Annotated in this window: 13 protein-coding genes; 6 read left to right on the forward strand and 7 right to left on the reverse strand. The window is 67.9% G+C overall.

The annotated features are described in order from the left end of the window. Positions 1–70 precede the first annotated feature (70 nt). A complete protein-coding gene (gene paaK, locus ASE96_RS00950) occupies positions 71–1,399 on the reverse strand; it encodes a phenylacetate--CoA ligase PaaK (protein WP_056424737.1) in 1,329 nt (442 codons plus the stop codon). Positions 1,400–1,415: 16 nt separating this feature from the next. Then, entirely contained in the window at positions 1,416–1,922 is a 507-nt protein-coding gene (locus ASE96_RS00955) for a hotdog fold thioesterase (RefSeq protein WP_056424739.1), read from the reverse strand. Positions 1,923–2,143: 221 nt separating this feature from the next. Here ASE96_RS00955 and pta point away from each other — a divergent pair, with 221 nt between their 5' ends. Beyond that, positions 2,144–4,255, forward strand: a complete 2,112-nt coding sequence (gene pta / locus ASE96_RS00960; protein WP_056424742.1) for a phosphate acetyltransferase — start codon at positions 2,144–2,146, stop codon at positions 4,253–4,255. Positions 4,256–4,285: 30 nt separating this feature from the next. Here the strand turns inward: pta and ASE96_RS00965 are convergent, their stop codons facing one another. Continuing rightward, on the reverse strand, positions 4,286–4,534 hold the full coding sequence (locus tag ASE96_RS00965) for a hypothetical protein (RefSeq protein WP_056424744.1): 249 nt from the start codon (positions 4,532–4,534) through the stop codon (positions 4,286–4,288). A gap of 122 nt (positions 4,535–4,656) precedes the next feature. Between ASE96_RS00965 and ASE96_RS00970 the strand changes: the two genes are divergently transcribed. After that, positions 4,657–5,826 carry an acetate kinase gene (locus ASE96_RS00970; protein ID WP_056424747.1) on the forward strand — a complete coding sequence of 390 codons (1,170 nt, stop codon included), beginning with the start codon at positions 4,657–4,659 and terminating at the stop codon, positions 5,824–5,826. A 60-nt stretch (positions 5,827–5,886) separates the two neighbouring features. Then, positions 5,887–6,447: a GNAT family N-acetyltransferase gene (locus tag ASE96_RS00975; protein ID WP_056424750.1), complete on the forward strand. Its 561-nt coding sequence runs from the start codon at positions 5,887–5,889 to the stop codon at positions 6,445–6,447. Between the two features lie 87 nt (positions 6,448–6,534). Here the strand turns inward: ASE96_RS00975 and ASE96_RS00980 are convergent, their stop codons facing one another. The 4 genes from ASE96_RS00980 to ASE96_RS00995 all read right to left on the reverse strand — a co-directional run bounded on the left by ASE96_RS00980 (position 6,535) and on the right by ASE96_RS00995 (position 13,226). Then, positions 6,535–8,955 carry a hypothetical protein gene (locus tag ASE96_RS00980; RefSeq protein ID WP_082492509.1) on the reverse strand — a complete coding sequence of 807 codons (2,421 nt, stop codon included), beginning with the start codon at positions 8,953–8,955 and terminating at the stop codon, positions 6,535–6,537. A gap of 8 nt (positions 8,956–8,963) precedes the next feature. Next, complete coding sequence (locus ASE96_RS00985; RefSeq protein ID WP_056426521.1) at positions 8,964–9,617, reverse strand: hypothetical protein; 654 nt, start codon at positions 9,615–9,617, stop codon at positions 8,964–8,966. A gap of 243 nt (positions 9,618–9,860) precedes the next feature. Further along, complete coding sequence (locus tag ASE96_RS00990; RefSeq protein ID WP_056424752.1) at positions 9,861–12,077, reverse strand: S9 family peptidase; 2,217 nt, start codon at positions 12,075–12,077, stop codon at positions 9,861–9,863. Between the two features lie 81 nt (positions 12,078–12,158). Beyond that, entirely contained in the window at positions 12,159–13,226 is a 1,068-nt protein-coding gene (locus ASE96_RS00995) for an LCP family protein (protein ID WP_235500063.1), read from the reverse strand. A 186-nt stretch (positions 13,227–13,412) separates the two neighbouring features. Between ASE96_RS00995 and paaA the strand changes: the two genes are divergently transcribed. Genes paaA through paaC form a run of 3 tightly spaced genes read left to right on the forward strand, consistent with a single transcriptional unit; the run spans position 13,413 to position 15,678 of the window. Beyond that, positions 13,413–14,444, forward strand: a complete 1,032-nt coding sequence (paaA, locus tag ASE96_RS01000; RefSeq protein WP_056424756.1) for a 1,2-phenylacetyl-CoA epoxidase subunit PaaA — start codon at positions 13,413–13,415, stop codon at positions 14,442–14,444. Beyond that, positions 14,441–14,746: a 1,2-phenylacetyl-CoA epoxidase subunit PaaB gene (paaB, locus tag ASE96_RS01005; RefSeq protein WP_024367847.1), complete on the forward strand. Its 306-nt coding sequence runs from the start codon at positions 14,441–14,443 to the stop codon at positions 14,744–14,746. Before paaA ends, paaB begins: the two co-directional genes overlap by 4 nt. Next, positions 14,743–15,678 (forward strand): 1,2-phenylacetyl-CoA epoxidase subunit PaaC, encoded by a 936-nt coding sequence (gene paaC / locus ASE96_RS01010; RefSeq protein WP_056424760.1) that lies wholly within the window; start codon positions 14,743–14,745, stop codon positions 15,676–15,678. Before paaB ends, paaC begins: the two co-directional genes overlap by 4 nt. Positions 15,679–15,689 lie beyond the last annotated feature (11 nt).

A 15,689-nucleotide genomic window follows, 5' to 3' on the forward strand; every position in this document is an offset into this window, starting at 1 on the left:
ACGATCGGGAGATCAGTCAGCCCGCCGGGGCGGCCTTGGCGGGCCGTCCGGCGGGCTGAACGAGAGGTGGTCAGGCCCTGGGGCGCATGTCGTAGATCCGGCGGAGCTTGCCGTTGGACCGTTCCAGCGAGCCGGGCTCGACGACGTCGACTGCGCAGGAGGAACCGACGTGGATCTTGATCTGCTGCTGCAGGACCTTGGCGGCCGAGGCGACACCCTCGACCGTAACGGACTCTCGGCGTTCGATCCTGACGGTCAGCTGGTCCATCCGCTGGCCTTCGGGGCGGGTGAGCTCAAGCTGGAAGTGCGGGCTCAGCTCGGGGATCCGCAGCGCGATCTCCTCGATCTGCGAGGGGAACAGGTTCACGCCGCGCAGGATGATCATGTCGTCGCTGCGGCCGGTGATGCGCCCCATGCGGCGGTGCGCGGGGCGGGCGGTGCCGGGCAGCAGCCGGGTGAGGTCCTTGGTGCGGTACCGGATGATCGGCAGGGCTTCCTTGGTCAGGGAGGTGAACACCAGCTCGCCGTGTTCGCCGTCGTTCAGGACCACGGAAGGATCAAAGGCATCGATGATTTCGGGGCGGAAGTGGTCCTCCCAGATGTGGCTGCCGTCCTGGGTTTCCACGGCTTCGCCGGCGACGCCCGGGCCCATGACCTCGGAGAGCCCGTAGATGTCACAGGCCTTGATGTTCATGGTGGTCTCGAGTTCGTGGCGCATTTCCTCGGTCCACGGCTCGGCGCCCAGCACGGCGAACTTGAGCGAGGTCGAAGCCGGGTCGATGCCCTGCTTCATCATCGCGTCGGCGATGGTGAGCAGGTAGGTCGGGGTGGCCAGGATCGCGTCGGGTTTGAAGTCCTGGATGAGGGTGATCTGGCGTTCGGTCTGGCCGCCGGAGATGGGGATGACCGTGCAGCCGAGGGCCTCGGCGCCGGCGTGGGCGCCCATGCCGCCGGTGAACAGGCCGTAGCCGTAGGCGTTGTGGACCTTCATGCCGGGACGGACGCCGGAGGCGCGCAGCGAGCGTGCCACGAGCTTGGCCCAGTCGGCGAGGTCCTTTTTGGTGTAGCCGACCACCGTGGCGCGGCCGGTGGTGCCGGAGCTCGCGTGAATACGGGCCACCTCGTGCTGCGGCACGGCGAACATGCCGAACGGGTACTCCAGACGTAGGTCTTCCTTGGTGGTGAAGGGGAACTTGCCCAGGTCGGAGAGCTCGCGGAGATCCGTGGGGTGGACGCCGGCGTCGTCGAACTTGCGCTTATACAGGGGAACACGGTCGTAGGCGTAGGCCACGGTGTGCTGCAGGCGGCTGAGCTGCAAGGCCTCGAGCTCGTCGCGGGAGATGGTTTCTTCGCGGTCCAGGACAGCTTCACTGGTGGGGGCGACAGTTTCTTGGGTCATCTGGGGTTCCCTGTTTCTATTTCTTGGAGATGGTGCGGCTGCGGCCGCGGAACTCGGCGACGAGTTCGCCCGGGGCGATGTCGGTGGGGAGTTCGCCCGGAACCGTGGCGGCAGGCGCTGTGGGTCCCGCCGTCGGCGCGCCCGGATCGGCGGCGTAGATCTGGATGTCGTAGAGGCCGCTGCGTCCGGTGCTGGCGCGGCGGTTGGCGATGGCGGTCAGGACCTGGCCGCGGAAGGCCGGCTTGAGGAAATTGATGTCGACGCCGGCAGCCACGGTGATGTTTCCGTCGTCGCCGGGGCCAGGGTTCGCCGGGTTGCAGGCCAGTGCGAAAGCCGTGTCGCCGAAGGCGAAGATCATTCCGCCGTGGGCCATGCCGAAGCCGTTCAGCATTTCCTGCCGGAGGCTCATGCGGATGGTGGCGTGGCCCTCGTCCAGGGCCACGACTTCGATGCCCATCCATTCCGAGGCGTAGTCGTCTTTCAGGATGGGGTGGGTGCTCCCGGAAACCGTCAGTTCAGCCATGCGTCATTGCCTCCAGCTTTATTTACCGAATGTTCATTAGGTAATCCCATTTGGGGGCCACTGTCAAGAGCCGGCGGGCGTATGAAGCTCCCTCCGGAGCCCGCGGTGCAGCCCACAAGCCACAGCCCGAGGACCGCAGAATCGCAGCCCGGACGCCGGGTTGCGGCCAGAGAAAGTAGGCTGGGAGGGAAGCAGCACCACTTCACAGCAAAGGGCGGACCATGGCCAAAGGAATCTATGTCAGCGCGACCACCCCGGGCTCCGGCAAGTCGCTTATAGCCCTGGGCCTGGCGGACACCCTCCACCGGCATGCGGACCGGATCGGGTTCTTCAAACCCGTCGTCAACGGCCACGACGCCGCCTCGGACCCCATGGTGGCGCTGATGAAGGCCCGGTTCAACCTCGACGACGAGCGCTGCCGCGGCGGCCTGACATTCGCCGAAGTCCGCAGCCTGCTCGCCGAGGGCAAGCGCGAGGAGATCGATTCCCGCTGCGTGGAGATCTTCGCCGAGATGGCCCGGCACTGTGACGTCGTGATCGTGGAAGGGACCGACCTGACCGGCCAGGACGCCGCCGTCGAGTTTGACCTCAACGCCCGGCTGGCCAACAACCTCGCCGCCCCCGTCGTCGCCGTCGTCGGTGCGAAGGGCCGCACCGTCGCGGAGGCCGTCGACGCCGTCGAGGTGGCCCGCAAGGAACTCGTCGCCGAGCGGTGCACACTGCTGGCCATCATGGTCAACCGCGCCGACCCCGAGGACCTGGAGGCCATCGCCGCCGCGGTCCGTCCCGGCGCCTCCGGCCGTCCCGTATACGTCCTGCCCGAGCTGGAGGAGATCGCCCGGCCCACCACCGGCGAGGTGGCCTCGGCCATGGGGATCGGCCAGGTGGCCGGCCTGGCGGACCTGGAACGGGACGTGCGTTCGGTGAAGGTGGCCGCCATGAGCGTGGCCAACTTCCTGCACGTGCTCGACGACGGCGCGCTGGTGATCGTGCCCGGTGACCGCGCCGACGTGCTGGTCGCCTGCCTGGCCTCATCGTTCTCGCCGGAGTTCCCGGTGCCGTCCGCCCTGATCCTCACCGGGGGCCTGGCGCCGGACGCCACCATTTATTCGCTGCTGGCGCAGGCGCCGTTCCCGATTTTCACCGCCCCCGACGACACGTACGTGACGGCGAAGCGGGTCTCCGAGGTGCGCAGCGAGATCTGGTCCGGACACCGCCGCAAGGTGGCCTCCGCCCTCGGCCTCTGGGCCCGGCGGGTGGACGAGGCGGAGCTGCTGGAGCGGCTGCACCTGCCGCGGCTGGAGCGGATGACTCCACTGCGCTTCCTCCACGACCTGATCGAGAGGGCCCGCGCGGAGCGCCGCCATATCGTGCTCCCGGAGGGCAATGACGTCCGCATCCTGCGGGCCGCCGAGATCCTGCACCGCCGCGACGTCTGCGAACTGACCGTGCTGGGCCGCGAATCCGACGTCCGGGAGCTCGCTTCCACCCAGGGCATCGACCTCTCCGGCATCAACATCGTGGATCCCGCCACCTCGGAGCTGCGCCAGGAGTTCGCGCAGAAGTATGCGGAACTGCGCGCGCACAAGGGCGTGGACCTGGCCAAGGCCCTCGAGGTAATGCAGGACGAGAGTTACTTCGGCACCATGATGGTCCAGCTGGGCGTGGTGGACGGGATGGTCTCCGGCGCCGCCCACACCACGGCGCACACCATTCGGCCGGCGCTGGAGTTCGTCAAGACGCGCGACGGCGTCAAGATCGTCTCGTCCGTCTTCCTGATGCTGATGCCGGACCGGGTGCTGGTCTACGGCGACTGCGCCGTGAATCCGGAGCCCAACGTGGAGCAGCTCGCGGACATCGCGGTGGCTTCGGCGGAAACCGCGGCCCAGTTCGGCGTGGAGCCGCGGGTGGCCATGCTGTCCTACTCAACCGGCGGCTCGGGCGCCGGCGAGGCCGTGAACGCGGTCCGCCAGGCCACGGAACTCGTGCGCGAACGCCGCCCGGACCTCGCCGTGGAAGGGCCCATCCAGTACGACGCCGCCGTCGACGCCGCCATCGCTGAGTCGAAGATGCCGGGCTCGTCAGTTGCCGGTCAGGCGACCGTTTTCATCTTCCCGGACCTCAACACCGGCAACAACACGTACAAGGCGGTCCAGCAGTCCTCCGGGGCGGTCGCCGTCGGGCCGGTGCTGCAGGGCCTGCGCAAGCCGGTCAACGATCTCTCCCGCGGCTGCACCGTGGAGGACATCGTGAACACGGTGGCCATCACCGCCATCCAGGCCCAGTCCGCGGAGCCGGCCGCCGAGCCGGAACCCGCGGCCGCCCATGCCTAGCCAGCAGTTCTCCGGCTAGCTGTTCTCCGGCTAGCTGTTCTCCGGCTCTGCCGGGCTGTCCGGGTCCTCCTCCTTGGCGGGTTCATCGGCCAGGCCCGCCGGCGTCAGGTCCAGGTCCTCCACATTTTCGGGGGCCTCCGGGGCTTCTCCCGTCTCGGCGGCCTTGAAGTCCCCGGTGTCGTCCAGGGCCGGGTTCGCGCCTTCGACGCCGGTGGGATCGGCCTTCTTGGGCGCGGTGTCCGGCTCGTTGCTTTCCGGTTGAACAGTGCTGTCAGTCATGAAAAGCCCTCCGTACGGTGACCAATAGGTCCGCCGACTCTAGGCGCCCGCCGCGCCCGATGCAATGGCGCTACGATCGAACTTCCACCCACCACCGCAGCAGACAAGGCTTAGGAGGCCCAGTGCTCGTCCTCGTCATCAACTCAGGCTCGTCCTCACTGAAGTACCAGGTCCGCGACGTCGAAGCCGGCAGTGTGCTCGCCGAAGGGCTGGTCGAGAAGATCGGCATGGGCAGCGGCGGCGAGGGCGACGGCGAGATGGAGGGCCCCCGCGACCATGCGGAAGCCCTGGAGCTGGTGGACGCCGAGATCCACGCCGCGCTGGGCGACCGGGTGCTCGATGCCGTGGGGCACCGGGTAGTGCACGGCGGGGAGCGCTTCGCCGAGCCCGTCCTGGTCGACAATGAGATCACCCGCGCCATCGAGCGGCTCAACCCTCTGGCGCCCCTGCACAACCCGGCGAACGTGCTCGGCATCCGCGCGATCTCGAAAAAGTGGCCGCACATGCCGCAGGTGGCCGTGTTCGACACCGCGTTTCACCGCACCCTGCCCGAACATGCCTGGCGCTACGCGGTGCCGGAGGACCTCTACACCAACCACGGGATCCGCCGCTACGGCTTCCACGGCACCTCGCACGAATACGTCTCGCACCGGGCCGCGGCGCTGCTGGACGTCCCCGTGGAAGAGTTCGACGCCGTCATCGCCCACCTGGGCAACGGCGCCTCCGTCACGGCGATCCGCGGCGGACGGTCCGTGGACACCTCCATGGGCTTCACCCCGCTGGAGGGCCTCGTCATGGGTACCCGCTCGGGTGACCTGGACCCGTCCATCCTCGTCTTCCTCGGCCGGGCAGGCTGGTCCCCGGAGGACCTCGATTCCATGCTCAACCGCCAGTCCGGGCTCAAAGGCCTGGCCGGCAACAACGACATGCGCTCCGTGGTCGAGGCCGCGGACGCGGGCGACGCTAAAGCGGCCATGGCACTCGCTGTCGCCTCCTACCGGCTCGCGAAGTACATCGGCGGCTACCACGTGGCCGTCGGCGGCGCGAAGGCCCTCGTCTTCACGGCCGGAATCGGGGAAAACTCGCACCAGTTCCGCAGCCTCGTGGTGGAACGGCTGGGCGCCCTGGGCGTGCAGCTCGACGCCGGCCTGAACAGCGAACGGTCCAAGGAACCCCGTGTGATTTCCTCGCCCTCCTCGGCCATCCCGGTGCTCGTGGTGCCCACCGACGAAGAGCGGGCGATCGCCGAGGCCACGGCCGCCGTCGTCAGTCACGCGCCGGTTGCTCCGTAACCGCCGTTTTGACGGCTCAAAACGGCGCCTACGGAGCACTCGATGGGTAGCGTTGGGGGAATGACTGAACTGAACCTGCCCCTCCGCACGCGGCGGCTAGTGCTGCGCCGCTTCGAGGCCGGGGACTTGGACGCGTACCACGCCTACCATTCGCTGCCCGAGACCGCCCGCTTCCTGCCCGGCGAGGCGAAGAGCTACACCAAGTCCATGGAGTCCGTGGGCAAGTACGCCAACTTCGTCTTCGAGAAGGAGGGCGACTGGATTTGCCTGGCCGTCGAAGCGGCGGACTCGCCCGGCCTGCTCGGCGAGGTGGTGCTGAAGTGGCTGCCCGGCTGCGGCCAGGCTGAGATCGGCTGGAGCCTCGCTCCGGCGGCTCGCGGCCGGGGGATCGCGTCTGAGGCCGCGGCAGCCCTTCTGGACCTTGGCTTCGGGGAACTTGGCTTCCACCGGATCGACGCCAAACTGGATGCACTCAACACGGCCTCTGCGGCGCTGTGCGAACGACTCGGGATGCGGCTGGAATCCACCCAGGTGGACAAGTGGCATTACAAGGGGCAGTGGGCCACGGAGGTGGTCTACGCCATCCTCGCGGACGAATGGAAAGCCCGGCGGCCGGTCTAATACTCGGCGGATTGACGAAGATGGCCGCTATGGGAGGTCCCATAGCGGCCATCTTCGTCAAACTGCGCCCCGGCCTGAAAATACGGCCTAGGGTGCCGGTGGGGCCGTGGCCGTGGGATCCGGCGACGGCGTGGTCGAAACCGGTTCGGTGGCCGTGCCTCCGGATTGCGTGGGCTGCGGTTCCGCGGGTGCCGCAGACGTGGCCGCCGGAGCGGTGGCTGCGGGCTCGGTCCCGCCGGGCTCCGGCTCGGCTCCCGTGGCCGGAGTGGTGCCGGCGGTAGCTCCGGGCGTCGCCGACTCGGTGGGTCCCGGTGAGCTCCCTGTCGTGGCAGGAGCCGAGCCCGTCGAGGCAACCGGCGTGGCACTGGGGTCGTTCTTGATGACCTCCATAATCTGGACCTTGAAAGCGTCCAGGCGCCCCTGAATCTCCGAGAGCGGCACGTTCTGCAGGTTCCGCCCGTACTCGGCGATCTGCTGCCAGAGCTCGTTGAGCCGGGTCATGCCGTCGTCGCTCAGCGGTCCGTCCAGCGTAAGGACCAGTTGGCTCGCCAGTGCGTACGTCAGGCACTGCACGCAGTTGTAGTTCGCGGCGGCGGAGAGGTTTTCCGGGACCACGACGTCGGTCTGGCCCACGATCAGCACCACCTGGAAGCCCACCGCGACGGCGGCGCAATCGGCGCAGCTGGCGAAGGCGTAGGCCTCGTTACGGGTGGTAACGTCCTCGCCGTCGTCGGCCCAGACCAGCGCGAAGGCGACGTCGTAGACCACGGAACCGTCCGTCGTGTTGACCGCGAGAGACTGGTTGCCGTCCTCCTCCGGGGCGGCCGGCCGGTCGAAGGGGAACACCCAGGCGGGCGCCGCCGTCGTCCCGGAAGCCCCGGCCGTCCCGGAAGTTCCGGCATCTCGCGGCACCAGCACCATGCTGAGCTGCGGTTCCTCCCGGGTGGGCATCTGGGCGCCGGAGGGCCAGAGCGCCACGGTCCGGCCGGACTGGCCTTCGCGCATGCCGGTAGTGGCCCCCGCCGGGAAAATGGCGGTGGTGGCGTCGGCGAGGGTGCCGCGTTCGTAAGGCTGGACGGGGCGGTAGCTCTCGGCACCGGGCCACCACGCCCAGGCGAGTCCGGCCATCACAGCCGCGATCACGGCGACGGCCGCCCCGCGCTGGAGTACTTTGCCGCGGGTCTTCTGCCAGAGCGCGGTGAGGATTTGCCGTCCCAGCCGGAACAGGATGAAGAAGATGCCCACCACGGGAAGCGCGACGGCGGCGATCGCCAGGATCCGCACTGCGGCGTCGACCATGTCCCCGCCGGCGAGGCTGGTGTTGAACATGATGAACTGCTTCTGCCCGCTGTCCCACGCGGTTCCGAGGAGGCGCGGCAGGGACAGCACCATCATGACCAGGCTGAAGATCAGCAGGGGGACAGTGATGAGCACCCAGGCGGTGACCACGGCGCGGGCCCACGGTTTGAGCACCTGCGCCTCCGGATCTTTCCGGCGCCACGGCAGGAGGCTCAGCAGGGTGGGCTTGATCCGCTGGAACAGGTCGGGGACCCCGGTGGCGTCGGCGAGGATGTGGTACCCGTCGAAGCGGACCAGCGGCAGCAGCTGCCGGACCATCTGCAGCACTTGGGTCACCACCACCAGAAGCAGCGCATCGAAACCGGTGGCCCACCAGATCCCCATGATGGCGACGGCGACAATCGCGTTGAAGTACAGCCCGCCAAGGTCGGTGCGGATTCGGCCGGCGCGGCCCAGGCGGTAGGAATCGGTGACGTCGGTGAAGAACGCGGGCCAGATGATGTAGAGGCCGGTGCCCATGGCGCCCGGGGTCGCTCCGCCGCGGCGGGCCGCTGCCGCGTGCCCGAACTCGTGGAACCCGGCGGACAGGACGGTCACGGCCAGAATCAGCAGCACCAGCCCCGGGTTGGCAAAGGCCTCGTGCGTGGCGGAGGCCAGACCCTTCACCATCAGCACCCACCAGCAGCTGGCAAGGAAGGCCGCGGTGACAAGAACCACGATCAGCGGGTTGAAGAGGACGGCGAAGGGGGCGGTGATCCGGCGGGTGCGTTCCGGATCGGTAACGGTGTAACGGAACTTCATCCCCAGCAGCGGGTCGGCTTTGCGCACCTCGGGCTGTGAGCCGTCGGCGCGCTGCAGCAGCCCCAGCGGCAGCAGCTGCGAGTCGATGAGGGTCCGGACGTTGTCGGCGCTGACCAGCCGGCCGAACCCCGTGCTGGCGTGCTCGGCGATTTCCTCAACGCCGCGGGTGCCGTCCATCGCCTCGAGGACCAAGTACAGCAGCCGCGTGAGCTGCAGGGTCTGGCCGTCGGCGCGGCGGACCAGGGAGGGCGCCTCGCGGTAGCCGGAGCCGATGGTTTCGCCGAGCAGCTGGACGCCCTCGGCCCGGACCGGAACCTCCAGGGTGCCGGCGGCGGATGCAGGGGAAGCCGGCGCAGGGGAAGCAGGCGGGCCGTCCGCGATGGACGGCCCGCCGTGCGTGGTACTCATCCGGGGAACTACTGCCGGAGGTCGGACTGCTGGTCGGCGGTGGCGGTGGCTTCGCCCGTAATGTCCTGGTTGATGATGGCGTCCTGCTGGGACACGGCGAAGGCGTTGCTGTCGATGGACCCGATGTTCGCAGCGACGGCGGCGTCGATCGGGGCTGCAACGTTGGCGTTGGCGGCCACGGCACCGTTGATCGGGGCGGCGATGTCCGCGGCGGCGTCCAGGTCCACGTTCACGTTGAGCAGGTTGGAGTTCAGGGCACCGGCGACGTCGGTGGGCAGCGCGTCTTCCTCGGCCGTGACGTCGGTGGTGCCGGTGTCGCTGCCGTCGGTGCTGCCGGATTCCTGCTCGATCGTGCTGTCCTGCGCGGACTCGGCGGTGGCGTCGGCGTCGATGCCCTGGTTGATGATGACGCCCTGGTCCGAAAGGGCCTGCGCGTCGGAGCCGAAGGACAGGATGTTTGCCGAGGCCGCAGCGTCGATCGGGGCCGCGACGTTGGCGTTGGCCGCGACAGCGAGGTCGATCGGTGCAGCCGCGTTGAGGCCAAGGTCCAGATCGGCATTGAGGTCCAGGATGGACGCGACTTCCTTGTCCGGAAGTGCGGTGCCTGCCTCCGCCATCAGCTCGGCGTCGCTCAGCGGGGTCAGTCCCTGTTCAGTGCTCATGAGTAGCTCCAGTTCCGGCACGGTTCCTGCTGCCCCCAGTGAGCAGTTTCCAGACCGATGTGCCTGATGCGAGTCAATAGTAAGCATGATGAGCATTTATTCGGTAGGCAACTCCCGAAAAACCCGAGGCGGGCCCGGGAACGGCCTGTCCGGTGGACGCTAATTGGCACCACCCCGACCAGCGATTGCTCCGTAATGGCCCTTCTGAGGGTTCAAAAGGGCCGTTACGGAGCAACCGGTCACCTATTTCAGTCCGGCCCCCGGCAGCAGTTCCGTGGCGCCGAGGGAGTCGGCGACGAACGCGTAGTCCCAGGCCCGTTCCTTCCACTGCACGTAGCGGCCCGAGGCGCCGCCGTGGCCGCCCTCCATCTCGATTTTCATCACGATCGGCTCGCTGCCGGTGTTGAGCTCGCGCAGCCGCTGCACCCATTTGGCGGGCTCCACGTAGAGCACCCGCGTGTCGTTAAACGAGGTGACCGCCGCGATCTTGGGGTAGGCAGCGGCGCGGACGTTTTCGTACGGAGTGTACGACTTCATGTACTCGTAGACGTCGCGGTCGGTAATCGGGTTGCCCCATTCCTCCCACTCCAGCGCGGAGAGCGGCAGCTCAGGATCGAGGATGGTGGTCAGGGCGTCCACGAACGGTACGGCAGCCACGATGGCCGCGTACTTCTCCGGCGCCAGATTGGCGACCGCGCCCATCAGCAGTCCGCCGGCCGAACCTCCCATGGCCGCGATCCGCTCCGGGTCCACCCAGCCGGACTGCGCCAGCCAGTCGGTGGCCGCGATGAAGTCCGTGAAGGTGTTCTTCTTCTGCAGCTTCTTGCCGGTGTCGTACCAGTGCCGGCCCAGTTCCCCGCCGCCGCGGATGTGGGCGATCACAAACACGATGCCCCGGTCCAGCAGGGAAAGCCGGGGGATGCCGAAGCTCGGATCCATGCTCATCTCGTACGAGCCGTAGCCGTACACCAGGCCGGCCGCCGTCGAATCCTGCGCCACCGAGGCGTGGCGCAGCACCGAGAGCGGGATCCGTGTCCCGTCCGCGGCGACCGCCCACTCGCGGGTGGCCACGTAGTCTGCCGCGGAATAGCCGCCCAGCACCGGGCTTTCCTTGCGCAGGAGCAGTTCGCCGGCGGGCAGCTCCGCCGTCGGGAGCACAAAATCGTAGACCCGGGACGGCGTGAAGTAGGAGGTGTAGCCCATCCGGATCACGGGAGCCTCGTAGTCGGACCCGGCGACGCCTGCGGTGTAGAGCTCCTCTTCGAAGGCCGGCTCCACCGGCTCGCCCTGCTCCGGCGTCCCCAGGCCGGCCAGCGGCAGGACCTGCACGCGCTCGATCGTGTCCTTGCGGACGGACACCACCAAGTGCGTCGAGGTGACGCCGGCGCCATTGACGCGGACCTGGTCGGAGTGCTCGACGACGGTGGTCCAGTGTTGCTCGGCGAGCGGCTTGGCGAGCTCGGTCGGGTCCACGAGCGAGACCATGGAATTGATGGCGTCCTTGTTGTGGGTCACCAGGATGGCCTCGGTCTGGGCGCCCGCGGCGTCGGTCAGCAGGAACGGCTCCGCCTCGTAGAGGATGCGTTCCTCGCGGGAGATGACGGTGCTGAGCCCGGCGTCGAGCGCGTCAAAGCGCAGCAGCCGGGTCTCGCTGAATTCCGAGCAGCCGATGCTCAGGACGAGGTGGCGCCGGTCAGCGGAGAGCTCGAAGCCCAGCCACATTGCGACGTCATCCTCCTGGTAAATGACCTCATCCTCGCTGACAGGTGTGCCGAGCACGTGCGACTTCACCTGGTACGGCCGCCAGGAATCGTCCACCACGGTATAGAAGATCCGGCTGCCGTCGGGGGAGAAGGAGATGCCGTAGAAGACGTTCTCGATCACGTCCGGGAGGACGTCGCCGGTCCGCAGGTCCTTGATGCGGAGCGTGAACCGCTCGTCCCCGGCGTTGTCCACGGCATAGGCGTAGAGGTTTCCGTCGATGGTCACGGCGGCACCGCCGACGGCGAAGAACGGCTTGCCCGCCGCCTCGACGTTGCCGTCCAGCAGGATCTCCTCGCCCGGAATGTCTACGCCGACCTCGACGGCAGGGGGAGTCCAGTCGACAACGCGGTCCCCGGTATCTTCGGCCCGGACGCGGCACTGGATGCCGTATTCCTGGCCCTCCACCGAGCGGGTGTAGTACCACCAGCCGTCCTTGCGGTTGGGAACGGAGAGGTCCGTTTCCTGGGTGCGGCCCTTGATCTCCTGAAAGATGGCCTCGCGCAGCGGCCCCTGGTGGGCGGTCACTGCCTCCTGGTAGGCGTTCTCAGCCTTGAGCAGCTCCACGACCTCCGCGGACTCCTTGTTCCGGAGCCATTCGTAGTTGTCCTCGAAGGCATCGCCGTGGTGCGTGCGGAGGGCGGGGATTTTCTTGGCAACAGGGGGCTGGGGGGACAGCTGCGCGGGAGTCTGGGTCATTTCTCCAATCTACCGCCAGGGCAAGGGGCGCGCGCCGCCCGCCTGGCCGCAGCGGCCCGGCGGCTCTTGCGGCTTGGCCCGTCAGTTGCCGTTCTGCAACTTGTTCGCTGCGACGTACTTTCCCAGGGTGCCCGAAGCCAGCGCGGCGGAGACGGCGGCCGTGGCCGCAAGGTCCTGCAGGATGATGGATTGGCCGTCGAAGCTGGTCCCGAAGCCGCCGGTGGGGAGCGTGAAGAACACGCCTTTGCCCGGGGCCGTGTTGCGCAGGCTGAAGGCGAGGCGTTCCAGCGTCAGCACAGTGAGTCCCGGATTCACCGTGACGTGCGGAAGGACTTTCGCCACCACCTTCTTCACGGTGTCCCGGTTTTTCAGCCCGCCTTCAGCCGCCATCTTGGCCATCACGGCCTTGAGGAACGTCTGCTGGTTCCGGACCCGCTGGAAGTCGCCGTCGACGAAGGCATGGCGCTCGCGGACAAAGGCCAGCGCCTTTTGCCCGTTGAGCCTGTTCACACCCCGCGGAAAATGAACGAAGTTGTCGATGGTGCCGGTGAATGGCTCTTTGATGGTGACGTCGACGCCGCCGAGGGCGTCGGTCATGGCAGCGAAGCCCTGGAAGTCCAGCATCACGGTGTGGTTAATGCGCTGGCCCAGCAAAGCCTCCACAGTCCGTGTCATCAGGGGCACCCCGCCGAGCTCGAGTGCGGCGTTGACCTTGGCCGAGCGGTAGCCGGGGATGTCCACCCACAGGTCACGCATGATGGAGATGCCATAGGCGTTCCGGCGGTCTGCCGGTAGATGGATGAAGACGAGGGCGTCCGCACGCTGGTCGGAGACCTTGCCGGATGCCGCCGCGGCCCGGGCATTAACGCGGCTGTCGCTGCCGATCAGGAGGATGTTCAGCGCGACGGGAGGCGGATCCGGGGTCGGCGTCGGTGTGGGCTTGGGGGTGACCGCCGGGGTCGGGGCGGATGTCTCCACCGGGGCCGCGGTTTGGGCCCGCGGCCGGTTCAGCAGGAATGCGGCAGCGGCGACGGCGAGCACCACCAGCCCGGCGATGATGGCGATTGTCAGTGTCCGACGGCGGTGCATCCCGCCAGGTGCCGTGGCTGGGCCCGGCGCTGCTTCCTCTGGATCCGGCGACGTTCCCATGGCCGGACGTTACCACCGGGGTGGGGCAAAGGGGCGGAAACCGCGATAACGGGTCGATGACGGTCGTGAAGCCGGCCGTTGTCATGTGGGCCAGAGGAGGGCCGGGGTGCTTGACGCATCTCCCGCCTTCCGCATATCCTGAACGAACGGTCGGTAATTATTTATCGGAAATGCATAGGAGCAACCATGGCATCGCAGACCCTGCAGTCAGTGCCCGGAGAACCAACATCGGCACGGCACGAACAGAGCCCCGAAGATGTGGCCCGGCGCGACGCTGAAGGCCAGGCCTACTTCGACAAAGTCATGGCAGACGACTCGCGGATCGAACCCCGCGACTGGATGCCTCCGGCGTACCGCAAGACCCTCCTGCGCCAGATCTCGCAGCACGCGCACTCGGAGATTATCGGCATGCAGCCGGAAGCCAACTGGATCTCCCGCGCGCCCAGCCTCAAGCGCAAGGCCATCCTGATGGCCAAGGTCCAGGACGAGGCCGGCCACGGCCTGTACCTGTACTCCGCCGCCGAGACCCTCGGCCAGCCGCGCGACCAGATGATGCAGGACCTGATGGACGGCAAGGCCAAGTACTCCTCCATCTTCAACTACCCCGCGCGCACCTGGGCGGACATGGGCGCCATCGGCTGGATGGTCGACGGCGCCGCTATCGCCAACCAGGTGCCGCTGTGCCGCGCCTCCTTCGGCCCCTACGGCCGCGCCATGGTCCGGGTCTGCAAGGAAGAATCCTTCCACCAGCGCCAGGGCTTCGAAATCCTGCTGGAACTCTCCCACGGCACCCCGGAGCAGAAGCAGATGGCCCAGGACGCGGTGAACCGCTGGTACGCCCCGGCCCTGATGATGTTCGGCCCGCCGGATGACGATTCGCCCAACTCCAAGCAGTCCATGGCCTGGAACATCAAGCGCTTCAGCAACGACGAACTGCGCAACCGCTTCGTCGGCATGATGATGGAGCAGGTCAAGGTCCTGGAGCTCACTCTCCCGGACAAGGACATCCGCTTCAACGAGGACACCAAGAAATGGGAGCACGGCCCGCTGGACTGGGAGGAATTCCACGAAGTCCTCGCCGGCCGCGGACCCTGCAACGCCCAGCGCCTGGAACGGCGCCGCGAAGCCCACCACAACGGCGCTTGGGTGCGCGAAGCCGCCGCCGCCTACGCGGCCAAGCAGAGCCGCAAGCAAGCAGAGAAGGAATCCGCAGCATGACCACCCCCGAACCGCACGCAGGAAACGTCTGGCCCATCTGGGAAGTGTTTGTCCGTTCCAGCCGCGGCTTGTCCCACGTCCACGCCGGCTCCCTGCACGCGCCGGACGCCGCCATGGCCCTGCGCAACGCCCGCGACCTCTACACCCGCCGCAACGAGGGTGTCTCCATCTGGGTGGTCCCGGCCGACGCCATCGCCTCGAGCGACCCGGACGCCAAAGGCTCGTTCTTCGAGTCGCCCCAGGGCAAGGACTACCGTCACGCGACGTACTACACCAAGAGCGAGGGCGTGAAGCACCTGTGAGCACCTCACCCGAAACGGCAGCAGGAACATCCGGCCACGGCGACCTCAACGTCGGCGTCAAGGGAGCCAGCGGCAGCGGCGAGGCCACGGCCAGCGCCACCCGCATCACCCCCGGCAACGCCCTCCGTCCGGAAGACATCGCGCTGGCCGTCAGCCGCGGCACCGCGAAGCCGGACGAGGACGTCGCGGAGTTTGCCCTGCGCCTGGGCGACGACGCCCTGATCCTCGCGCAGCGCCTGGGCCACTGGATCTCCCGCGCCCCGGAGCTCGAAGAAGACATCGCCCTGGGCAACATCGCCCTGGACCAGCTGGGCCATGCCCGCTCCTTCCTCAGCTACGCCGGCGGGGCCCTCGGAGAGGACGGCACAGCCAAGAGCGAGGACGACCTCGCCTACTTCCGCCGCGAGCACGAATTCCGTTCCGCGGAGATCTTCGAGCAGCCGAACGGCGACTTTGCCGTCACCATCGCCCGCCAGTTCGTCGTCAGCTACTACCAGTTCGAGCTTTACCGCCGGCTGACGCAGTCCACCGACGCCACGCTGGCCGGAATCGCCGCCAAGGCTGTCAAAGAGGTGGATTACCACCGCGACCACAGCGCCCAGTGGGTGTTGCGCCTGGCCCTGGGCACGGACGAGTCCCGCGAGAAGATGATCCACGCATTCAAGGTCATCTGGCCGTATGTGGACGAGCTGTTCCGCGACGACGAGCTCACCGCCCGGCTGAGCGCGAGCGGCGCCGCCGCCGAACCGTCCAGCCTCCGCGCCGACTTCGACCGCCTCACCGGCGAGGTCCTCGCGGAAGCCGAACTGGACGTTCCCAAGGTCCAGCCCGCCCCCGGCGGCGGACGCAAGGGACTGCACTCCGAGCACCTCGGCTACATCCTCGCGGAAATGCAGGTGCTCGCCCGCGAGTACCCCGGAGCCAGCTGGTAACCACCATGGAA

The sequence above is a fragment of the Arthrobacter sp. Leaf69 genome, assembly GCF_001422645.1.
In the GTDB taxonomy this organism is placed as follows: Bacteria; Actinomycetota; Actinomycetes; order Actinomycetales; family Micrococcaceae; genus Arthrobacter.